Annotated in this window: 24 protein-coding genes; 13 read left to right on the forward strand and 11 right to left on the reverse strand. The window is 65.2% G+C overall.

Going from position 1 to position 20,560, the window contains the following annotated elements:
- Nucleotides 1-138 precede the first annotated feature (138 nt).
- Together ONR75_RS06845 and ONR75_RS06850 are read left to right on the forward strand one after the other, a co-directional pair.
- Nucleotides 139-1,230, forward strand: a complete 1,092-nt coding sequence (locus ONR75_RS06845; protein WP_265081941.1) for a calcium:proton antiporter — start codon at nucleotides 139-141, stop codon at nucleotides 1,228-1,230.
- Between the two features lie 20 nt (nucleotides 1,231-1,250).
- The gene (locus tag ONR75_RS06850) at nucleotides 1,251-1,538 is read left to right on the forward strand and encodes a cupin domain-containing protein (RefSeq protein WP_265083564.1); all 288 of its coding nucleotides are present in this window, start codon (nucleotides 1,251-1,253) and stop codon (nucleotides 1,536-1,538) included.
- A gap of 265 nt (nucleotides 1,539-1,803) precedes the next feature.
- Here the strand turns inward: ONR75_RS06850 and ONR75_RS32380 are convergent, their stop codons facing one another.
- Nucleotides 1,804-1,926, reverse strand: coding sequence for a hypothetical protein (locus ONR75_RS32380; protein WP_320109704.1), 123 nt, complete (start codon nucleotides 1,924-1,926; stop codon nucleotides 1,804-1,806).
- Nucleotides 1,927-2,289: 363 nt separating this feature from the next.
- On the opposite strand from ONR75_RS32380, the gene ONR75_RS32385 reads away from it, so the two are divergent.
- Nucleotides 2,290-2,604: a hypothetical protein gene (locus ONR75_RS32385; RefSeq protein WP_320109705.1), complete on the forward strand. Its 315-nt coding sequence runs from the start codon at nucleotides 2,290-2,292 to the stop codon at nucleotides 2,602-2,604.
- A 25-nt stretch (nucleotides 2,605-2,629) separates the two neighbouring features.
- On the opposite strand, the gene ONR75_RS06860 is transcribed toward ONR75_RS32385, so the two are convergent.
- Together ONR75_RS06860 and rpsU are read right to left on the reverse strand one after the other, a co-directional pair.
- Entirely contained in the window at nucleotides 2,630-3,292 is a 663-nt protein-coding gene (locus ONR75_RS06860) for a tetratricopeptide repeat protein (protein WP_265081942.1), read from the reverse strand.
- A gap of 119 nt (nucleotides 3,293-3,411) precedes the next feature.
- Nucleotides 3,412-3,720: a 30S ribosomal protein S21 gene (gene rpsU / locus ONR75_RS06865; RefSeq protein WP_265081943.1), complete on the reverse strand. Its 309-nt coding sequence runs from the start codon at nucleotides 3,718-3,720 to the stop codon at nucleotides 3,412-3,414.
- A 278-nt stretch (nucleotides 3,721-3,998) separates the two neighbouring features.
- On the opposite strand from rpsU, the gene aqpZ reads away from it, so the two are divergent.
- The gene (gene aqpZ, locus ONR75_RS06870) at nucleotides 3,999-4,721 is read left to right on the forward strand and encodes an aquaporin Z (RefSeq protein ID WP_265081944.1); all 723 of its coding nucleotides are present in this window, start codon (nucleotides 3,999-4,001) and stop codon (nucleotides 4,719-4,721) included.
- Between the two features lie 90 nt (nucleotides 4,722-4,811).
- On the opposite strand, the gene ONR75_RS06875 is transcribed toward aqpZ, so the two are convergent.
- Both ONR75_RS06875 and purE read right to left on the reverse strand, forming a co-directional pair.
- Nucleotides 4,812-5,840: a 5-(carboxyamino)imidazole ribonucleotide synthase gene (locus ONR75_RS06875; RefSeq protein WP_265083565.1), complete on the reverse strand. Its 1,029-nt coding sequence runs from the start codon at nucleotides 5,838-5,840 to the stop codon at nucleotides 4,812-4,814.
- Nucleotides 5,841-5,911: 71 nt separating this feature from the next.
- The gene (gene purE / locus ONR75_RS06880) at nucleotides 5,912-6,400 is read right to left on the reverse strand and encodes a 5-(carboxyamino)imidazole ribonucleotide mutase (protein WP_265081945.1); all 489 of its coding nucleotides are present in this window, start codon (nucleotides 6,398-6,400) and stop codon (nucleotides 5,912-5,914) included.
- Between the two features lie 75 nt (nucleotides 6,401-6,475).
- Here purE and ONR75_RS06885 point away from each other — a divergent pair, with 75 nt between their 5' ends.
- The 3 genes from ONR75_RS06885 (at nucleotide 6,476) to ONR75_RS06895 (ending at nucleotide 8,527) form a co-directional block, all read left to right on the forward strand.
- Nucleotides 6,476-7,249 carry a GGDEF domain-containing protein gene (locus tag ONR75_RS06885; RefSeq protein WP_265081946.1) on the forward strand — a complete coding sequence of 258 codons (774 nt, stop codon included), beginning with the start codon at nucleotides 6,476-6,478 and terminating at the stop codon, nucleotides 7,247-7,249.
- Between the two features lie 178 nt (nucleotides 7,250-7,427).
- On the forward strand, nucleotides 7,428-8,231 hold the full coding sequence (locus ONR75_RS06890) for a hypothetical protein (RefSeq protein WP_265081947.1): 804 nt from the start codon (nucleotides 7,428-7,430) through the stop codon (nucleotides 8,229-8,231).
- Nucleotides 8,198-8,527, forward strand: a complete 330-nt coding sequence (locus ONR75_RS06895; RefSeq protein ID WP_265081948.1) for a hypothetical protein — start codon at nucleotides 8,198-8,200, stop codon at nucleotides 8,525-8,527. Before ONR75_RS06890 ends, ONR75_RS06895 begins: the two co-directional genes overlap by 34 nt.
- A 63-nt stretch (nucleotides 8,528-8,590) precedes the next feature.
- Here the strand turns inward: ONR75_RS06895 and ONR75_RS06900 are convergent, their stop codons facing one another.
- Both ONR75_RS06900 and ONR75_RS06905 read right to left on the reverse strand, forming a co-directional pair.
- Nucleotides 8,591-9,469, reverse strand: a complete 879-nt coding sequence (locus ONR75_RS06900; RefSeq protein WP_265081949.1) for a LysR family transcriptional regulator — start codon at nucleotides 9,467-9,469, stop codon at nucleotides 8,591-8,593.
- A 4-nt stretch (nucleotides 9,470-9,473) separates the two neighbouring features.
- Entirely contained in the window at nucleotides 9,474-10,517 is a 1,044-nt protein-coding gene (locus ONR75_RS06905) for a YeiH family protein (protein WP_265083566.1), read from the reverse strand.
- 223 nt (nucleotides 10,518-10,740) lie between these two features.
- Between ONR75_RS06905 and ONR75_RS06910 the strand changes: the two genes are divergently transcribed.
- Complete coding sequence (locus ONR75_RS06910) at nucleotides 10,741-11,109, forward strand: hypothetical protein (RefSeq protein WP_265081950.1); 369 nt, start codon at nucleotides 10,741-10,743, stop codon at nucleotides 11,107-11,109.
- Nucleotides 11,110-11,169: 60 nt separating this feature from the next.
- On the opposite strand, the gene ONR75_RS06915 is transcribed toward ONR75_RS06910, so the two are convergent.
- Both ONR75_RS06915 and ONR75_RS06920 read right to left on the reverse strand, forming a co-directional pair.
- Nucleotides 11,170-11,421, reverse strand: a complete 252-nt coding sequence (locus tag ONR75_RS06915; RefSeq protein ID WP_265081951.1) for a hypothetical protein — start codon at nucleotides 11,419-11,421, stop codon at nucleotides 11,170-11,172.
- 403 nt (nucleotides 11,422-11,824) lie between these two features.
- On the reverse strand, nucleotides 11,825-12,034 hold the full coding sequence (locus ONR75_RS06920; protein ID WP_265081952.1) for a YdcH family protein: 210 nt from the start codon (nucleotides 12,032-12,034) through the stop codon (nucleotides 11,825-11,827).
- Between the two features lie 257 nt (nucleotides 12,035-12,291).
- Between ONR75_RS06920 and ONR75_RS06925 the strand changes: the two genes are divergently transcribed.
- On the forward strand, nucleotides 12,292-12,477 hold the full coding sequence (locus ONR75_RS06925) for a YdcH family protein (RefSeq protein WP_265081953.1): 186 nt from the start codon (nucleotides 12,292-12,294) through the stop codon (nucleotides 12,475-12,477).
- Nucleotides 12,478-12,650: 173 nt separating this feature from the next.
- Here ONR75_RS06925 and ONR75_RS06930 read toward each other — a convergent pair whose 3' ends face one another.
- Nucleotides 12,651-13,754, reverse strand: coding sequence for an NAD(P)/FAD-dependent oxidoreductase (locus ONR75_RS06930; RefSeq protein ID WP_265081954.1), 1,104 nt, complete (start codon nucleotides 13,752-13,754; stop codon nucleotides 12,651-12,653).
- Between the two features lie 200 nt (nucleotides 13,755-13,954).
- Here ONR75_RS06930 and ONR75_RS06935 point away from each other — a divergent pair, with 200 nt between their 5' ends.
- The 4 genes from ONR75_RS06935 (at nucleotide 13,955) to ONR75_RS06950 (ending at nucleotide 19,466) form a co-directional block, all read left to right on the forward strand.
- Nucleotides 13,955-16,297, forward strand: a complete 2,343-nt coding sequence (locus ONR75_RS06935; protein WP_265081955.1) for an EAL domain-containing protein — start codon at nucleotides 13,955-13,957, stop codon at nucleotides 16,295-16,297.
- Between the two features lie 101 nt (nucleotides 16,298-16,398).
- Nucleotides 16,399-17,565: an ABC transporter ATP-binding protein gene (locus ONR75_RS06940; RefSeq protein WP_265081956.1), complete on the forward strand. Its 1,167-nt coding sequence runs from the start codon at nucleotides 16,399-16,401 to the stop codon at nucleotides 17,563-17,565.
- The gene (locus tag ONR75_RS06945; protein ID WP_265081957.1) at nucleotides 17,562-18,470 is read left to right on the forward strand and encodes an ABC transporter permease; all 909 of its coding nucleotides are present in this window, start codon (nucleotides 17,562-17,564) and stop codon (nucleotides 18,468-18,470) included. Before ONR75_RS06940 ends, ONR75_RS06945 begins: the two co-directional genes overlap by 4 nt.
- Nucleotides 18,471-18,650: 180 nt before the next feature.
- Nucleotides 18,651-19,466: an ABC transporter permease gene (locus ONR75_RS06950; RefSeq protein ID WP_265081958.1), complete on the forward strand. Its 816-nt coding sequence runs from the start codon at nucleotides 18,651-18,653 to the stop codon at nucleotides 19,464-19,466.
- A gap of 46 nt (nucleotides 19,467-19,512) precedes the next feature.
- On the opposite strand, the gene ONR75_RS06955 is transcribed toward ONR75_RS06950, so the two are convergent.
- On the reverse strand, nucleotides 19,513-20,535 hold the full coding sequence (locus tag ONR75_RS06955; protein WP_265081959.1) for an alpha/beta hydrolase family protein: 1,023 nt from the start codon (nucleotides 20,533-20,535) through the stop codon (nucleotides 19,513-19,515).
- Nucleotides 20,536-20,560 lie beyond the last annotated feature (25 nt).

Raw genomic sequence — 20,560 nt, forward strand, 5'->3', positions numbered from 1 at the left:
AGTTATAAACATCGAACGCCGTTTGGCGAGCCGGCTGATCTGTTCATCTCATGTGGCAACCGATGGCGCGGTCTCGCGTTGGTTCCGTGTTGCCTCTCTCTCCCTGCTTTCCGCTTCTCTCGTTCCCGGACCCGCCAGATGTCATTGAACACCATTCCCAGGTCGTCCTGGATCTTTCCTGCCTTGGCTGTGGTCTTCGTGGCGGCATCGGCCGGCATGCGACTGACGTTCACGCCTTCGGCCTCGGGGATGCTGTTCGCTGCGGCGCTGCTGGTGATCCTGTTCGGCACCGTATTCGCCGCGGTTCACCACGCCGAGGTGATTGCCCACAAGATCGGCGAACCCTACGGCACGCTGCTGCTGACATTGTCGGTGATCATCATCGAGGTCGCCGTCATTGCAACCATCATGCTGGGCGACAAGGCCGTTCCGACACTGGCGCGCGACACGGTGTTCGCCGTCGTGATGATCGTCTGCAACGGCTTGGTGGGGCTTTGCATCCTGGCCGGCGGTCTGCGTTTCCAGGAGCAGGAATTCCAGGTCAGCGGCGCCAAAGTCTATTTGATCGTGCTGATCGTCCTCGCGACCATCTCGCTGATCCTGCCGAACTACACGCTGACCACGCCAGGCCCGCTCTATTCGGCCCTGCAGCTCGCCTTCGTCGGCGTCATCACGCTGATCCTGTATGGCCTGTTTCTATACACCCAGACGATACTGCATCGGGATTACTTCATCACCAGCGGCGACGACGACGAGGATGAGAGCGACGCATCGAACCGGGTGCTCTCGATCAGTGCCATCCTCCTGGTGATCTCCCTGGTCGCCGTCGTGCTGCTGGCGAAGTCATTCTCGGTGGTCGTCGATGCCGGCGCTGCCGCGATCGGCGCGCCGCCGGCATTCTCCGGCATTGTCGTGGCGCTGCTGGTGCTGCTGCCGGAAAGCGTCGCTGCGATCTCCGCGGCACGCCACAACAAGTTGCAGAAGAGCATCAACCTGTCGCTGGGCTCGGCGCTGGCCACTATCAGCCTCACCGTTCCGGCGGTGGCGCTGGTCGCCTACCTGCTGGACAAGCCGCTGGTGCTGGGCCTCGCGCCGCGCGAAATGGTGCTGATGGTGATGACCTTCGCGATCAGCATGCTGACCTTCGCCACGGGCGTGACGAATATCCTGTTCGGCATGGTGCATCTGCTGGTGTTTGCGGTATTCCTGCTCGTGGTATTTGTGCCTTAACCGATCGAAGGACCTGAATGATGCTCGCTGCCCAATCCGACGTCCAGCAGGACACGCCCGAAGTTCGCGTCACCGAATGGCGTCTGGCGCCGGGGGCGGCGACCGGTCACCACACCCACGGGATGGATTATGTGATCGTGCCGATCACCACGAGCGTGATGACCATCGTGGCGCCGGACGGCACCCGCTCGCAGGCGCCGATCACCACCGGCAAATCCTATTTCCGCAAAGCCGGCGTCGAGCACGACGTGCTCAACGAGACCGACAAGGAAATCGTGTTTCTCGAGGTCGAGGTGAAGAAGGTCTAGGCGCTGCCGACCGCGGTCATGCAAGCGGGCTTCCGGATTCCAGCGGAACCGGAAGCTGTGGCCTGCGCCCGACGATGCGTCATAAATCTTCTTACTCGTTTCGGCACTGCCACCGATCTGTCGCGATTGATCCCTCAATCAGCCTCAAAGTTCCCGCATGTCAGCGTGGGGAGAGGCTGATCATGCTGAAATACGTTTCCAAATTCGTGCTCGATATTCTGCCGTCGGTGGTGGCGACCATCGTCGGCGCATATATCGTTAACCACTACATCATCCCGAAGCCGGATGCCGGCAAGCCGGCGGCTGCGGTCGCCTCGACGCCGGATCCCGCCGCAGCGAACAAGGCTGCCAGCGCCAAGCCCAGCGAGACCTCTTCCGATCTGGCCAATGTGCCGGCTCCCGCCGTATCCAGGGCCAAGAGTGGCGAAAAAGGTGGCGATAAGCCAGTCGTCGAGAAAGCTGCCCTCGACAAGTCCGAGAAGCCGGATAGCCTCGGCGCGCCGGCCGATTCGCGCCGTCACCAGCCCGCGGCCCGTGACAAGGCCGTCGCCAAGGCGGCGCCGGCAGCCGCCGTGGTCGCGCCACCGGTCGCCACGGTGAGCGTTGCGCCGTCGAGTGCTGCGCCGGCCGAGAGCGCGCCGACCGCGGATGAACGCCGCGATGCCAATGATCTGGCCCGCGCCGCCATTGAGCGGCTGCGTGGCGCCAAGGAGGCCCAGCCGGCCCCCAGGAAGCCGCACGGGCTCCCGAGGTGCCGCGTGTTCAGGAAGCCGTGCGCAGCGAGCCTGCGCCCGCGATGCCGCAGTTGCCGCCGCCCATCATGGTCTCGACGCCGAGCGTTGAAACCTTCGGTTCGGTGCCGTCACGGCCGCCTTACGCGCCGGAGCGCAGCGCCGATCCGCGCCGTCCGCGGCCTCCCGGCGAAATTCCGTCGCCGCCGCCTCTCGACCTGCAGGCCGATGCCACCGGCTCGACCCGGCGCGACCGAACCAGCGTTGCCGAAGACGTCCTGTCGGCCGCCAAGTCGGTGTTCCAGTCGGTTATCCCCAAGGAATTCGAGCGCTAATTAGCAAGCGGGCGATTGCTCTGCGTCAGCCGGCCCGGCCGCCCATGCGAGCGAGACCGTTGCGGGCGGCGTCGTCCTTTGGTCGCAGCGTCACCGCGCGGCTGTAGGACTCTGCCGCCTTCGCGCGGTCGCCGATTCGCTCATAGGCCGTGCCGCGGGCGAGCCAGATCTGTCCGTTTTGCGGCGCCGCCTGAACGGCCTCATCGAGGTCGGCAGCGGCTTCCTGGTTCTTGCCGAGGGCGAGATAGCACTGCGCGCGGCTCAGCAGCGGGTCGGCCTGTAGCGGCGTCAGGCCGTTGGCCGAGGTGAAATCGGCAATGGCGAATTCGTACTGCTTCTCGGACTGGTACAAGATTCCGCGCTGATAGAACGCCTGCGCGTTGTGCGGATCGAGATTGAGCGCAGTGCTGAACTCAGCCCGTGCCTCTGCGGATTTGCCCGATTGCGCGAGTGCCTGTGCGCGGGCGAGATGCAGCAGTGCGTCGGCGGGATTGGTGTCGTTGGCTTCCGACGTCGATCCAGCGGGCAGGGGAGAGGCCTGGGGCGCCGCGTTCTTGCTCGAGCCCGGTGTCAGCGACGACAGGTCGAACGAGCACCCGGCGCTGCAAAGGCCGGTGGCGAGCAGCACGACCAACGCGAGGCCGCGTGCGCAGGTGCGGAGGGCCTGGTCGCGAACCGGAGCTGCCATGGTCGCAAATCTCGCAGGGCTGGTGGGCGCTATAGGTAACCCGCCGCGCGGCGAAAAGCACCGGTCAAAAATAACGCGGGCTCTGGGCCCGCGCTATTCAAATCAGTCGCTTCGCAAGATCAGCGCGGACCGCGCGGACCCGCGCTGGCACCGGCACCCGGACCGCTGCGGCCGCCACGATCACCACCGGGACCTGCGCCGAACACCGGCTTCGGCTTCATCGGCAGCAGGCCTTCGCGCTGCAGCTTCTTGCGGGCCAGCTTGCGTGCACGGCGCACGGCTTCCGCCTTCTCGCGAGCCTTCTTTTCAGACGGCTTTTCGTAATGACCGCGGAGCTTCATCTCGCGGAAAATACCCTCGCGCTGCATCTTCTTCTTCAGCGCCTTGAGAGCTTGATCGACGTTATTATCGCGAACGAGAACCTGCACGCGGCATCCTCTTCAATTGATCGGATTGGAATTCGGGTAAAGCGAAGGGCCGACGAAAGGCCAAGCCCTCAACCTCAAGGGCGCGGATGTACCAGATCGAATCCGGAATGTCCACCTCGCAGCGCGGTCGTTTTGAGCCTCCGATGGTCGAAAAGTGCGGATTTTTGCGGTCTTTTCGGCAAATTGCACGGCGCCCCCGGTCTCGACAGCGGCTCGGGCGCGGCGGCATAGTTCCCGAACGATTCGATCTTCAAAGCCATCTTCCGGGGAATCCCATCATGAATACAAGAAAATATGCAGCCGAAGCGATCGGCACCTTTTGGCTGACTTTCGCGGGGTGCGGCAGCGCCGTGATCGCCGCGGCGTTCCCGCAGGTCGGCATCGGCCTCGTCGGCGTCTCGCTGGCGTTTGGACTCAGCGTCGTCACCATGGCCTACGCGATCGGTCACGTCTCCGGATGCCATCTCAATCCTGCTGTCACGGTTGGCCTTGCGGCGGGCGGACGATTTCCTGCTGGTCAGATCCTGCCCTATATCGTCGCGCAAATCGTCGGCGCGGTGGCGGGCGCCGCTGTACTGTATGTGATTGCCAGCGGTGCGGCGGGCTTCGATGTCGCGAAGGGCTTTGCGTCGAACGGCTATGATGTCCATTCGCCCGGCAAATACAGCCTGATGGCGTGCTTCCTGATGGAAGTGGTGATGACGATGATGTTCCTGTTCGTCATCATGGGCGCGACCCACGGCAAAGCCCCTGCAGGCTTCGCGCCGCTGGCCATCGGTCTGGCGTTGGTGATGATTCATCTGGTCAGTATTCCTGTGACCAACACTTCGGTGAATCCCGCGCGCAGCACCGGGCCGGCACTGTTTGTCGGCGGCTGGGCGATCCAGCAACTGTGGCTGTTCTGGGTGGCGCCGCTGATCGGCGGCGTGCTGGGCGGGGTGATCTATCGCTGGCTCAGCGACACTCCGGAAGGCGTCGTCGAAGGCAAGGTGTCGGCCTGACACGCGCCGGGACCATGGTCCGCTGAGCGGTGAATATGTTGCGGCGGCGTTGCGGCAAACTTCAGGCAGGCTGCCGCAACGCTGGCCGGCCTATTTTGCGGCCGGCGGCGTCACTTCGGTGACGTGGCCCATCTTGCGACCGGGCCGCGGGGCGCCCTTGCCGTACAGATGCACCGTGGTGCCGGGGACTGTCAGCCACTTTGCGTAGTCGAGGACGTCGTCGCCGATCAGGTTGGTCATGGTGACCTGGCCATGGCGCAGCGGCTTGCCCAGCGGCCAGCCGGCGATGGCGCGGATGTGCTGCTCGAATTGCGATACCGAGGCGCCGTCCAGGGTCCAGTGTCCGGAATTATGCACCCTTGGTGCGGTCTCGTTGACCAGCAGTGTTGGCCCATTCTCGCCGGGCACCACGAACAGCTCCACCGCAAACACGCCGACATAGTCCAGCGCGCTGGCGATCTTTTCGGCAATGGCACGGGCCTGCGCGGCCACCGCTTCGGAGACGTCGGCAGGGGCAGTCGAGAATTTCAGGATGTGGTCGCGATGCTGGTTCTCGGTGACGTCGAAGCACTCGACGTGACCGTCGGCGCCGCGCGCGGCAATCACCGAAATCTCGCGTTCGAACGGCACGAAGGCCTCGAGAATCGCCGAGCGGGTGCTGAGATCGTCCCAGACCTGCTGAGGATCGTCGCCCTCGCGGACGATGGCTTGGCCCTTGCCGTCATAGCCGAAGCGGCGCGTCTTGATCACCGCGGGCAGGCCGATCTTCGTCATGGCGGTGCGCAGCTCCGCGGCCGAGCCGACGTCGGCATAGGCCGCGGTGCCGATGCCCAGTTTGGTAACAAAATCCTTCTCGGCGAGGCGGTCCTGGGTGGTCTGCAGGATGCTGAGATTCGGCAGCACTGGCTTGCGCGCCGCCAGCACCATCGCGGTGCCGGCCGGGATGTTCTCGAATTCGTAGGTGATGACGTCGCAGTCGTTGGCGAACAGTTCGAGCGCTTCGACGTCGGCATATTCCGCGCAGGTAGCGTTCTGCACCACGTCGAAGGCCGGCGAATCCGGGTCCGACGAAAAGACCTGGCAGCGCAGCCCGAGCCGTGCCGCGGCCATCGCCAGCATGCGGCCGAGCTGGCCGCCGCCGAGAATACCGATGGTGTCGCCGGGCTTGAGGATCGGCTGCGGGATCGAATTCACGCCGTCTCCTCCGGTCGCTCGGCAATCGCCGCGGTCTGCGCCTTGCGCCAGGCGGCCAGCCGGGTCGCCAGCGCGGGGTCATGCAGCGCCAGCACGGCGGCCGCCAGCAACGCGGCATTGACCGCACCGGCCTTGCCGATCGCCAGCGTGCCGACCGGAATGCCGGCGGGCATCTGCACGATCGAGTACAGCGAATCGACACCCGACAGGGCTTTCGATTGGATCGGTACACCGAACACCGGCAGCTCGGTCAGGGATGCTGCCATGCCCGGCAGGTGCGCGGCGCCGCCGGCGCCGGCAATGACGATCTGGAATCCTTCGGCCTTGGCGCCCTTGGCAAATGCATACAGCCGGTCCGGGGTACGATGCGCGGAGACGATGCGAGCCTCGCTGGCGATGTCGAGCGCGGTCAGGGTGGCTGCGGCGTGGCGCATGGTCTCCCAGTCCGACTGGCTTCCCATGATGATGGCAACGGGCACGGTCATTCCGATATTTCTTTCGAGAATCCAGAAGGATAGAGTGAAATACAGATCGCCCTTGGGCATGGCAAGGCGTGTCGAATGGACTATCCTGTCTTGGTAAAGACCGGCAAGCGTTTAGCAAATCCCGAACACATTCCCGAAGAAAATCCGATGAAAAAGAAGCGCGTGCCGCCCGGGCGGAAGTCCGGAAAGCGCCCCATGGGGAGCGGCAAGCCTCTGTTCCTGCAGCCGAAAGAGCGCGCCCCCGCCGGTTCCGCGATCGCAGGCCGGCCCGCTTTGCGCGGCGTGCATCTGCCTGCCGCGGCGCTGACGATTCGCCGGCTGGAGCACCGCCTGGCCGAGGCCGAGGCGCGGATCGCGGAACTGCGTGCCTCCGCCGAGACCGATTTCCTGCTCGATATCCTCAACCGCCGCGGCTTCGAGCGCGAGCTCAACCGCGCCATCGCCTACATCGCGCGCTACCGCGCCTCCGGTGCGCTGATCGTGCTCGATGTCGACCGGCTGAAGCCGATCAACGACGCCTTCGGTCATGCCGCCGGCGACGCGGTGCTGAAGGCGGTGGTCGGCGTACTCAGACGCCATGTCCGCGCCTCCGACGTGATCGGCCGGCTCGGCGGCGACGAGTTCGTGCTGTTGCTGTGGAATCTCGGCGAAGCCGATGCGCAGATCAAGGCGGCGGCACTGGAAGCGGCCATCGACCAGCTCACCTTCGTGTTTCGCGAAAGCCGGGTCTCTGCCGGAGCCTCCGCCGGCGTGGCGCTGCTCGGCCCCGGCGTCGATGCCACCGTGGCGCTCGCACAGGCCGATCGCGCGATGTATGCGCGGAAGAAGGAACGGCGCGGGCCGGAGTAAGCGCTGAGCGTTGGCAAGGCCTGTGAACAAAAGCGCTGAAAATGCCGAGCGATTTCACTCAATTGTGGGTTGAGTTGTCGTCGCGCCTGACGTTCAATGAGCCATTGCTCCAGTTGATGTTGGCGAATTTTTTGATGACCTGACGGCGGCAATCGATGATGCCGCCTGCGAGCGGATCATGCGGATCGCATTTCATCGGCAAGTCTGGACCTGGGTCGGCATTTTCACCGCGGTCGTCGGCATTGCCTTGGGGTTTGTCGTTCTCACGCCCGACCGACAGCGCGAGAGCAAGGTGCTTGTTGGTACCGCGCCCACCCCGACCACCTTTGAAGTTCGACCGGTTTCGGCCCAATCCGGAATCGAGGCGCCATCGAAAGCTGCGGCGACCCACTGGCGGAAAAAGCTGGCGACCATCGACGGCGCCGGCGACGATACGCGTTACGCGACCATTATGGGCGGGCATTTCGGTGGTCAGATCGGCAGCGTGGCGGGCACCCTGGGGAAGCTCCTGCCGTTCGATGACAAGCCGGGCGCACCGATTGCGCCAGCGGCGCCGCCTTCACCTCCGCCGCCAGCAACTGCTGCGTCGGCGCCACCCGCCGCTCCGGCAGCGGCAAGTGCCGCGGCGGACGAGGCGGCGTGCCGGGAGAAGATGCGGCATCTCGGCGTGGTCAGTGCCGGGCCTTGCATCGATGTCAGCGGCATCGTCGAAAATCTCGCGCACGGCAAATACCTCTTCAACAAACCGAAGACCGCCTACGTCGGCGAATCCTTCCGGGTACTGCTCGCGCTGCAAACCGCACCCGGTCAGGACGCCCGCGCGCTTTTTCTGCGACGGCCGGTGAGGTCACCGAACGCGAAGGCAGGTTTGCCCAGTCGCTTGAAGCCACGTTGGGCGGCGATGATGTCAAGGTTGAGCCGTCCGGACCGCAGGCGCGCACGGCGACCATGGCCGAAGCCGTGCAATGGGAGTGGACGCTGACGCCGCAAAGCGGCGGTCAGAAAACCATGGTCATCGAAGTCGCTGCCACGATCCTTGCCGGGCCGGACAAGCATCGCGTCCAGGTCACGACCTTGCGCGAGCCGATCGTGATTGAGGTGGGCGTGGTGCAGCGGATCAAGCTTTATCTCGCCGAGGTCAACGGCGTTGCCGCCGCCTTCGTCGCTCTGTTCACCACGCTCGGCGGGTTGTTTGGCTTCGTGCCGCCGGTGCGCCGCTTCGTGCTCAAATATATCGGTCATGCCGACCGCAACGAGGCGCCGAACACGCCGGCATAATGTGGCTTGGGCGGATTGTTTCCGGCTGTGAAGCAGCGCGCGAGCGCGGTGCGCATTGTTCGCTCACAATCCGAACGCTTCCAGCAGCGCCGTCTCCGCCTTGCTCGGATGGCGCTGCTTGTGGCGCAGCAGGTAGAAGGCGCGGCGCGGCAGGTCGAACGTTACGCGATGCAACGCGCCGGCTTCCAGCGAGCGGGCCACCACCAGGTCGGAAATCGCGGTGGCGCAGTCGCCGGATTCGACCGCGGCACGCACCGCTTCGTTGGAGGGCAGCTCCAGCACGACGCGCAGCTGCGATGGCTTGACGCCAAGCCGCTTCAACGCCGCCTCGAACATCGCGCGCGTGCCGGAGCCGGGTTCGCGTAGTACCCAGCCGGTGGTGACGAGTTGCTTTGCGGTGACGCGTTTCTGTGTCGTCCATGGATGGCCCATGCCGACAACCACCACCAGTTCGTCGCCGTCGATCTGGCGTGCGGCGAGCAGCGGATCGGCCACCGTGCCCTCGACAAAGCCGAGGTCGGCGGCGCCATCGTGCACCGCCTGCGCCACCTGTTCGGTGTTGGCGATGCTAACGTGAATGTCGATGCCGGGATGGGCCTGCCGAAAGGCCTGCAGCCGCGGCGGCAGCCAGTAGTTCGCCACCGTCTGGCTGGCGGCCACTGCCAGCGAGCCGCGCTTCAATCCGGCGAGGTCGTTCAGCACCTGCACGGCGTCTTTGGCGCGGCCGATCACGGCGCGGGCCTCTACCAGAAAGTCGCGGCCGGTCTGGGTCAGGACGATGCCGCGGCCGATGCGGTCGAACAGCTTGATGCCGTAGCGCGCTTCCAGCGCGGCGATGGCGGCGCTGGTCGACGACTGGGTCAGGTTCAGCTCGCTGGCGGCCTGGGTCACGTGCTGCCTGTCGGCGACCGCGATGAAGATGCGAAGCTGTTCCAGCGTCATTGCACTATCCGATCAGCTTGATCAGCGCCAAACTGAAGCCGGCGATGAACAGGAAGGCGAGGGCGCCGAGCAGCGCCGGCCGGAAACCGCGGGCGGCGAGCTTGTTGATATCGGTCTCCAGTCCCATCGCCGCCAGCGCCACCGACAGCAGGAAGGTGGTCAGCGCCACGATCCACAGCCTGGCTTCTGTGGGAATGCTGATGACGCTGTTGATGCCGACCATGGCAACAAAGCCAAGCACGAACCACGGCATCGGCGGTCGCGCGGTCGATCCGTGCGGGCCGGCGTCGGAACGCCGGGCGGCGCGGGCGGCCATGGCGCCGAGCGCAATCACCATGGGCGCCAGCAGCATCACGCGCGTCAGCTTGGCGACGGTCGCGGATTCGCCGGCGCTCTGGCCGTCCTGGAATGCCGCGGCGACCACCTGGGCGATCTCGTGGATCGAGGCGCCGCTCCACAGGCCGAAGGCATGCGGATCGAGCTGCAGCAGGCCGGGCAGCAACGGATAGAGCAGCATGGCCACCGAGCCGAACACGGTGACGCAGGCCACTGCATAAGCGACATCCTCGTCCGGCGCCCGCACCACGGTGTTGGTCGCAATCACTGCCGAGGCGCCGCAGATCGAGGTGCCCGCGGCGATCAACTGCGCGAGCCGGCGCTCGACGCCGAGCAGACGCCCCATCCACACCGTGGCGGCGAAGGTCGCCACCAGGGTGGCAGCGATGATGCCGACGCCGCGACCGCCGACCTCGATCACCTGGAACGCCGTGAGCTGCAGGCCGAGCAGGATGATGGCAACGCGCAGCAGCCGGCGCATGGCGAACGTCACGCCGGCCTTTGCCCGGGCGGGGGTGCCGACCAGGTTGTGAAACGCCATGCCGACCACGATGGCCAGGATCATCGGACTGAAGCTCGCCAGACCCGGCAAGTGTCGCAGCGCGTAGGCCGACCCGGCACATCCCGTCGCAAGTGCGAGGCCGGGGATGATGCTGGCGGCAGGAAAGCTGGCGCGGGGAGCGGCAAGGGCCAGCGGCGTTTGCGCGTCGATGTCGGGGATCGTTGTCACGGGGCCGCTCCATCAATTGTCCAACCCAGTTTCTACGTCTTCAATCGATCAATCCAACAGATTGTAAATGTATAATATATCGATTTTATGAATGATTGGAAGGCGCCCGCCGCATTCATGTCCGGCCGGTCGAGTTGATCGAGCGCAATGATTTGCGCCGGCGGGCGGCGGTAACAACAGACCGTACTCTTTGAAAGGAGTTGCCATGACAGGATTTCGGGCGAGATTCAGTCTCGTAGCCGCCGTCGCGGCGGCGCTGTTGTTCGCCGGCTGTGGTAACAGGCCGGCGGCTTCCGCACCGTTGGAGATCGCCGATGGCGTCGGCAACAGCCACGCCGTAAAGGCCACCGATATCAGCGCGCGCCGCCGCCATCGCCACGTCCGCCGCTATCGTGTCTACCGGCCTTACGTTGGCTACTATCGACCCTACGGCTACTACCGGCCCTATTACGGTTACTATCGGCCGCGACCTTATTATTACGGGCCGGGCTTCTACGGACCCAGCTACTACGGTCCCAGCTACTATCGTCCAGGCATTAGTTTCGGTTTCGGATTCGGTCCCGGCTTCTGGTAGCGCGCATGGGCCGCGCTCATGGCGCTTTCGCGCAGCATGAGCGCGGCCGACGCGCGTTAGCTAAAGGGAACTGAGGTCGTCCGGCACGTCGCCGAACTTTTTCAGCAGTTGGGCGTCGCTGAACTCGCCCATCATCGGATCGCCGGTGCGGCTGAATGCCACTGCGCCGATGCTGCCCGGTGCGCGTGACAACTGTTCGGCGCGGCGGATTGCGCCGGACGGGCTTTGGCATTCCTCAGCGGCGCCGCCGACCGGCGATCCCGCATCATCCTGCAGAAACGGCAGCGCAACGTAATAGGTGACATCAGCCATGGGCGACCCCGGAGAGCGATATGCTCGATAGTGTTCTTATTTTGTTCTTTCGTCAAGCAGGGCAACGCGGTCTGTCCTGATCATCCGGACCGACCGCATTGAATTGCGACGCAGTGCGCGCATCGCCCGCAATGCCAGGCCGTCCTGAAACTCGCGCGGGTTTCACCGGGCCCGTCGCCGGACTACGAACGCATACCTGCGTCTGTGTGGGCTGCGACTTCATCTTCACCGCACGCGTGGAGTGAAGGGCAAGCGGCGTGACGTGGTTGCGTTGATCGCGGCTTGCAGGATGGCATGGTAACGACGTTCACTCGTCCTGCGCTTGCTGCAGATTTGCTGCGATCGCCTACGATCGCAGCGATCTCTGACGATCGCGGCAACGCTGACGATGTTAGCGCTCGTGCTACGCAATGATATCGGGCGTGATCTGGTCTTCGATGAAGGAGATGCGGTCGCGCAACTGCAGCTTGCGTTTCTTAAGGCGCTGCAGCCGCAACAGATCCGGCGCCGGCGAGTGATGCAGGGCATCGATGGCGGCGTCGAGATCGCGGTGTTCCTGCTGCAACCGGGCCAGTTCGGCCGCGAGTTCGCGATCGTTATTGTCGTCATTCATAGGATTAGGCGCTAACTGAGATCGCGGGACTGTCGCGACAGGCTGCAGGGGTCGATTGAGCGACTATCGCCGGTGCGCGCGCACCGCGCAAGCCATTCGGTTCCGGCTTGTTCGATCCGCTCCGGTCACGATTCGTTGCACATGATATGCAAATATGATTCTGCAATTTTCAAGACCCATCGACAGATCTCCACGGTCATGTAAACTTCACACGGTCCAACCGAATCTGAGGTTCAATCCTACCGAGGAGATTTCGAATGGCTTTACAGGCGCATCTCGTTGAACTGGAACGGAAGCACAAGGTTCTGGAAAACGAATTGCACGACGCGCTCGTGCATCTGTCCACAGACGATCTGCGTATTGTGGAATTGAAGCGTCGAAAGCTGATGGTTCGCGACGAAATTCAACGGCTCAAGGGCGGCGTCAGCGATACGCTGCATTAGTCGTCGTCACCGTTTCCACCGCGCGCTGCCGATATCCGAGGTGCCGCCTGCTACGGCACAGCTGGTCCGCTGACGAGCGAGCCTCGGGGTATTGCTGCAGGCGTTCGGTCCTCCATCGAGGCTCGCCTTAAAGGCCCGCTCCTCGTGACCAATTTTTTACTCATGGCGGCGCCTCATTCGCTCGCCATCTGTGCGACATCGTCGGCGATGGCCAGCGATGCGGTGAGCCCCGGCGATTCGATGCCGAACAGGTTGATCAATCCGCTGACGCCGTGGGCCTTCGGTCCCTGGATCATGAAATCCTGCACCGCCACGGCCGGCGGCACGATCTTCGGCCGCATCCCCGAATAGCTCGGCATCAATGCACCATCGGGCAGCGCCGGCCAGTAGCGCCGGATCGCCGGATAGAAGCGCTCGGCGCGGGCCGGGTCGACCACGTAGTCGATGCGATCGACCCACTCCACGTCGGGACCGAAGCGGGCCTGTCCCGCAAGGTCGAGCGTGAGGTGAACGCCGAGCCCGCCGGGCTCCGGCACCGGATAGATCAGCCGCGAGAACGGCGCCTTGGCACTGCAGCTGAAATAGTTGCCCTTCGCCAGATAGGCGGTCGGCACCTTGTCGAGCGGCATGCCGGTGAGACGGCGTGCGATGGCCGGCGCGGACAGGCCGGCGGAATTGATCAGCAGGTCGCAGCCAAGCTGCATCGGTGCGTCGCCGCCGACCTCCAGCACAAAGCCGTCGGCCGTGACCATGCCGCTGTCCAGTGGCGCGAGGAACGCAAAGGCCGCACCGGCGGCCTCGGCGTCGCCGCGCAGCGCCAGCATGTAGGCATGGCTGTCGATGATGCCGGTGGATGGCGACAGCAGCGCCGCCTCGCAGCGCAACGCCGGCTCCAGGGCGCGCGCGTCCGCCCCGCTCAGCAGAGTGAGGTCATCGACGCCATTGGTCTCGGCATGGGACCGGATCGCGCCGAGCCGGTCGACCTCGGCGGCGGAGGTGGCCACGATCAGCTTGCCGGAGTTGCGGTGCGGAATGCCATGGTCGCGGCAATAGGCGTACAGAGCGCGCCTGCCCTGGACACACAGCCGGGCCATTCGGCTGCCGGCCGGATAGTAGATTCCGGCGTGAATGACCTCGCTGTTGCGCGACGAGGTCACGGTGCCGATGGCGTCGGCCGCCTCCAGCACGATGACCTCGCGGCCCGCTTGCGCCAGCTTTCGGGCGATCGCAAGGCCGACCACACCGGCGCCGATCACGATACACTCAACCCTGTCCATCGCAGTCCTGTGTCCGCTTGCGAACTATCAAACGTAGTCGCATGCGCTTGATCCCATTCAGCTTCCGCAGCTTAGCGAATCGTTAGGCATGCCAGTCGAATACCGTCGGAACCGCCACATTCGACGGTTGTAAACGTATCCGTTTACCGGATTCCAACACATCTCGCCGGAAACTGCGGCTGCGCATACGCGGGTGTGGAATGGCTGGCAAGACTTTGCTTAGGACCTGGCTCAAGACTTGTCTCAAGACTCGGCTGACTGGCGGGAAGGCGCTGACTCCGGCGGTCGTCGTGGCGTGTCTGACTGGCCTTGCGCTGACTGGCAACGCGGCCTTCGCGGCGACCCGGTTCGCCCCGCCTGACTACATCGGCTCGCTCGATCCGAATCTGATCTGGGAGATCCTGCTCGGCGGTTTTGTCGTGCTGTCCTTCCTGGCCGCGGTGGTGGTCTGGGTGGTGTCGGCGTTTCGCCGCGTGCAGCGGCAGCAATTGCGGCGCGACACCTTTGTCAGTTCGGCGTTCAACCATCTCGGTCAGGGTGTGGTGATCCTCGATGCCGACCGGCGCCTGCTGTTCTGCAACGAACGCTATCTCGACATCTACGGCCTGAAACGCTCGGAGATATTCAAAGGCATCACCTCCACAGGGCTGCGCGAGTTGCGCAGCGCCCGCGGCACGCTGGATGCGGAATCCGTGGAATTTTTCGCGCACCCGATGCCGAAGGGGAGTTTTGTTGCGACCTTGCCCGACGCGCGGTCGGTGGTCGTCAAGGTCAACCCGCTGCCAAACGGCGGCTTCATCGGCATCCATGAGGAATGCACCGAGCAGCGCAAGCTGGCGCAAGAGCTCGAAAGCACCAAGAAATTCCTCGAGATGGTCGTCGACAACATTCCGGTGGCGTTGATCGTCCAGAACGTAGAGGACGGCCGCTACCTGCTCGCCAACCGCGGCTCCGAGGCGGTCATCAATCGTCGGCGCGAGGACATTACCGGGTTGACCACCGAGGATATCTTCAACGCCAGGGAAGCCAAGCTGATCGTCAGCCGTGATCAGGCCGCGATCCACAAGCGCGGCATGATTTCCGAAGAGCATCCGATCAGCACCGAAGCCGGGTTGCGGCTGTTCCTGACCCGCCGGGTCACGGTGCTCGGCGATGGTGGCGCGCCGCAATATCTCATCAAGACCTATGAGGACGTGACCGACCGGCGCCAGACCGAAGCGCGCATGGCCCACATGGCCTATCACGATGGCCTCACCGACCTGCCGAACCGCCCGGCCTTCATGCAGGCGCTGGCGCAGATGATCGAGGCCTGCGGCAACGTCGCCGAGGAATTTGCGGTGCTGTCGATCGATGTCGACGGCCTCAAGGAGATCAACGACGTGTTCGGCTATGCGATCGGCGACAAGGTGCTGATCGAGGTCGGGCAGCGGATCCAGGGTGCGGCGGGTGGCGGCGTTGTGGCACGGCTCGGCGGCGACGAATTCGGACTGATCATCGACGGCAAGCAGCCGCAGGGTGGCCGCGCCATCGCCGAGCGCATTGCCGAACTGCTCGGTCACCAGTTTTCCATCGACGGCAAGTCGGTGCACGCCGGCGTCACCATCGGCATCTCGCTGTTCCCTCGCGACGGCACCGATGCCGCGGCGCTGCTCGCCAATGCCGGCGCCGCCCTGTTCCGCGCCAAGGCGACCTCCCGCGGCTCTATCAGCATCTTCGAACCGGAGATGGACCAGCAACTGCGCGACCGCCGGTTGCTGCATCAGGACCTCTCGGCGGCAATCCACAACGGCGAATTGTCGCTGCACTACCAGCCGCAGGCCCGGGCCGGCCAGACCGTTGTCGATGACGACATCACCGGCTTCGAAGCTCTGGCGCGCTGGATCCATCCGAGCCGCGGCTTCGTGCCACCCGGCGAGTTCATTCCGCTGGCGGAGGAGAGTGGCCTGATCGTCGAGATGGGCGAGTGGATCCTGCGCCAGGCTTGCGTCGAGGCGGCGTCGTGGCCGGTGCCGCTGCAAATCGCCGTCAACCTGTCGCCGGCGCAGTTCATGCACGGCGACCTTGTCGGCCTGGTCCATTCGATCCTGTTCGACACCGGGCTGCAGCCCGGGCGGCTCGAGCTGGAGATCACCGAGGGCGTGCTGATTGAGGATTTCGAGCGCGGTCTCGCACTGCTGCGCCGCCTCAAGGCACTGGGGGTGCGGATCTCGATGGACGATTTCGGCTCGGGCTACTCCTCGCTGACCTATCTTCAGGCCTTCCCGTTCGACAAGATCAAGATCGACCGCGCCTTCGTCACCAATCTCGGCCACAACCCGCAGTCGGCGGCGATCGTGCGTGCGGTGATCGGGCTTGGCCATGGCCTCGACGTCTCCATCGTCGCCGAAGGCGTCGAGACTCAGGAACAGCTGTCCTTTCTGGCCAAGGAAGGCTGCGACGGCGTGCAGGGCTATTTCATCGGCCGTCCGGCGCCGATCGGCCAGTATGCCGGCCTGATCGGCCGCGCGCCGGCAGTCCGCGACGTCGAGCGCAAGGCAGGCTGAGCGAAGGCTCCGCTCCGTCCCAGGCGAAAACGCGGGGAAGGCTTCCGAGTGCCATTGCGAGCACGGTTGAGCCCGCGCGGTTCCGCCGCTAGCGTGCGGCCATGACATCGAGAGAACTCATCAGCGACGACCTCGCCGCAGCCCCGGCGCCGGCCATCGCATTTCCGACCCCGCTGCTGCGCATCGATGCGGTGACCAAGACATTCGGCGGCTTCACCGCCGTCGACGGCCTGTCGCTCGACATCAAGGCCGGCGAGTTTTTCGCGCTGCTGGGGCCGTCGGGCTGCGGCAAGACCACGCTGCTGCGCATGCTGGCGGGCTTCGAGACGCCGGATGCCGGCACCATCCTGCTCGACGGCGCCGACATGGCGCCGGTGTTGCCGCATCAGCGGCCGGTCAACATGATGTTCCAGAACTACGCGCTGTTTCCGCACCTCAACGTGCGCGACAATATCGGCTTCGGCCTCAAGCGCGCCGGCCTGTCGCGCGCCGAGATCGACGTCCGCGTCGCCGAAATGGTGGCGCTGGTGGAGCTTGGCGGGCTGGAGAAGCGCAAGCCCGATCAATTGTCCGGCGGGCAGAAGCAGCGGGTGGCGCTGGCCCGGGCGCTGGCGCGGCGGCCGCAACTGCTGCTGCTCGACGAGCCCTTGGCAGCGCTCGACAAGAAACTGCGCGAAAGCACCCAGCGCCAGCTCATGGCGCTGCAGCGCCGGCTCGGCACCACCTTCGTCATCGTCACCCACGACCAGGAAGAGGCCATGACCATGGCCGACCGCATCGGCGTGATGAAGAACGGGCGGCTCGAACAGGTGGCGACGCCGCGGCAGCTCTACGAGGCGCCGGCGTCGCGCTGGGTCGCCGGCTTCGTCGGCGACATCAATTTGTTCGAGGGCGAGGTGACCTGGCATGACGAACATCGCGTCACCGTCACCACGCCGGACGCCGGCGGCATTTCCGCAGCAGAGCCGCGCCAGCCTTTGGCGGGCAAGGCGGCCTGCGTCGCCATCCGGCCGGAAAAGATCCGGCTGTCGCGGCGCGGCCCGGCATCGGATGCCGGTCACAGCGTCGCGATGAACCGGCTCGACGGAGTGGTCAGCGATATCAGCTATCTCGGCGGCGTCTCGGTGTACCAGATCAAGCTCGATCGCGGTGCGACGTTGCGCGCGGCTCTGGCCAACACCACACGGCTCGACGTCGATGCCTATCCGGTCGGCGAACGCGTGGTGGCGTGGTTCACGCCCGACGATTGCGTGGTGCTGGAGCCATGAGCGCGCGCGACCTGTTCACGCGTCCGGCGCGTTGGGCCTCGACCGCGCCCTATGGCTGGATGGTGCTGTTCTTCCTGCTGCCGTTCGGCTTCGTGCTGAAGATCAGCCTGTCGCAGACCGCGGTGACGCAGCCGCCCTATCTGCCGCAGTTCGATCTCACCGATCCCGCCGGGCTGAAGGCGGCGTTCGCCATGCTGTCGCTGGACAACTTTCGCCTCTTGCTGTCGGACAGTCTCTATCTCGCGTCATATCTGCGCAGCGTGATGGTTGCGCTGGTCTCCACTGCCATCCTGCTGTGCATTGGCTATCCCGTCGCCTATGCCATGGCGCGGCTGCCGCAGCGCTGGCAGAGCGTGGCGATGCTGCTGGTGATCGTGCCGTTCTGGACCTCCTTCCTGATCCGCATCTATGCCTGGATCAATATCCTGCAGCACGACGGCCTGCTCAACCAGGTGCTGCTGGCGCTGCACATCGTCTCTGCACCCGTGGTGTGGCTGTCCACCGACCGCGCGATGATCCTCGGCATGGTCTATTCCTACCTGCCGTTCATGATCCTGCCGCTCTATGCGACGCTGTCGAAGCTCGACGACGCGCTGCTGGAGGCTGCCTCCGACCTCGGGGCCTCGCGCACCGATGCGTTCTGGCTGGTGACATTTCCGCTGTCGCTGCGCGGCGTGTTCGCCGGCGTGCTGCTGTGCTTCATTCCCATCGTCGGCGAATTCGTGATCCCGGACCTGCTGGCCGGCTCGGAGTCGCTGATGATCGGCCAGACGCTGTGGCTGGAATTCTTCACCAACCGCGACTGGCCGGTGGCTTCGGCGACGGCCATCGTGCTGCTGGCGCTGCTGCTGCTGCCACTGCTGGTCTACGACCGGTTGCAGCGCGGTGTGCTGGAGGCAAAGTGATGGTGAGGTTTGCCGTTGCCATGCGCGCCGTGCGCTCCCTCCCCCCGAGCGCAGCGAAGGGTGGGGAGGGCCGGGGTGGGGGCGCCACACGTACAGCTTTCCATGTTGCGCCCCCACCCTCGACCCTCCCGCCACGCGCAGCTTCGCTGCGCGCGGGGAGGGGAGAAGGTGGGGCCGCTCATGACCGCGCGCACCCTCGGCCTGTCCCGCTTCAACGCCGTCTCGCTGGCGCTCGGCCTCGCCTTTCTCTATCTGCCCATCGTCATCCTGGTGATCTATTCCTTCAACGCTTCCAGGCTGGTGACGGTGTGGGGCGGCTGGTCGACGCGCTGGTACACCGAGTTCTTCCACGATCAGGCGATGCTCGATGCGGCCTGGATGAGTCTGCGCGTCGGCGCGGTGTCGGCGACGGTGGCGACGCTGCTCGGCACGCTGGCGGCCATCGCGCTATCGCGCGGCGCGGGGTTTCGCGGCCGCACGCTGATGTCCGGGATGCTCTACGCACCATTGGTGATGCCGGAAGTGATCACCGGCCTGTCGCTGCTGCTGCTGTTCGTCGCCATCGATGCCGGCCGCGGCTTCTGGACCGTGACCATTGCGCATACCACGCTGACCATGTGCTTCGTCGTGGTCGTCGTGCAGTCCCGGCTCGCCGGTCTCGACCGCAGCTATGAGGAAGCGGCGATGGATCTCGGCCGCGATCCGGTGCGGGCGTTCATTGCGGTGACGTTGCCGCTGATCGCGCCGGCCATCGCCGCGGGCTGGCTGCTGGCCTTCACGCTGTCACTCGACGATCTCGTCATCGCCAGCTTCACCACCGGGCCGGGCTCGTCGACGCTGCCGATCCGGATCTATTCGGAGGTGCGGCTCGGCGTGAAGCCGGAGATCAATGCGATCTGCACGCTGATCGTCGGCTTCATCGCGGTGCTGATCGTCGCGGCTTCGCTGGCGTCGAAGCTGTCGAGTGCGAGGGGTGAGAGCGCGGCGCCGCTCTAGTATCCGGTCGAGACCGCGATCGCTCCGCTTTTGGCCGGCAGCTGCCTCACTTGTCCGGAGCGACGGTCGGCATCGCTTCAAACAATGCCACTGCTGCGTCCGCTGCGTGCTGATGGATCGCCGCGCGGTCGACACCGGGCGCATCGACGCAGTTCGGCGGAGAATCGCGGCGGCCGGCATCGGTGGCCTCGGGCAGGAAGATGTAGTGCCCGACATCTGCCGGCAGCACGTCGAGTACGCTGGCGCGCAGCCGCGGATGCAGCCACCGGGCGGCAGGCAGTGCGGGGTCGGCACCGCCGACGATGATGCGTGCGGGGGTATCGATGACTGTAAGGCTCGCCGCGTTGAACCCTAGCAATCCGCGTCCTGGCGCCAGCAGCAGCGCCGCCTTCAGGCGCGGATCGCGGTAGTCGTTCGACATGCGCGCCCAGGATTCGCGAAAGACCGCGCTACTCTCAAGCAGGCCGGGGAGGTGATCGGCGAGGTCGGGAAATTCCGGCACGCCCCGAGCGGGGTTGGGATTGGCCGCGGAACGCTGGAAGCGCGAGGTTTCGGTGATCGCGCCGAGCAACGAAGCGACGGCGCAGCCGCCTAGCGAATAACCGGCAGCAAAGACGCGGTTCACATCGATGCGATCGGCGAACTCGCTGTGCGACACCATCCGGTCGAGCAGCACTGAGAGATCGCGGGGGCGTTCCCACCAGCACAGAAATCCCTCGGCACGGTAGGGCTCGTTCAGCGTATTGCCGTGGTGAGCGACGCCGATGGCCATGAAACCGTATTGCGCCAGCCGCCGCCCGAGCCAGCCGAGACCGAGCGCGCTGCCGCCGGTGCCGTGTGATAGCAGGACGAGCGGGAGGCGCTGCGGCGTGGCGCGCAACGCCGCATTCGCGGCCATCGGACCGATGCTATAGGTCGGAGCGGACCGCGGACCGAGCAGCCGTTCATGCGTGATGGCATCATCGGAGGCCGGATACCACGCAGTCCAGGCCAGCGGGCGCGGGCCATTGCCGTCCCAGTTCGGGCGGGCGGGATCTTCAAAGCGGCCTGTGCGATATCCAACTTTCATCGCGCCCAAGCGCCTCAATTTGTAG

It is taken from the genome of Rhodopseudomonas sp. P2A-2r (genome assembly GCF_026015985.1).
In the GTDB taxonomy this organism is placed as follows: domain Bacteria; phylum Pseudomonadota; class Alphaproteobacteria; order Rhizobiales; family Xanthobacteraceae; genus Tardiphaga.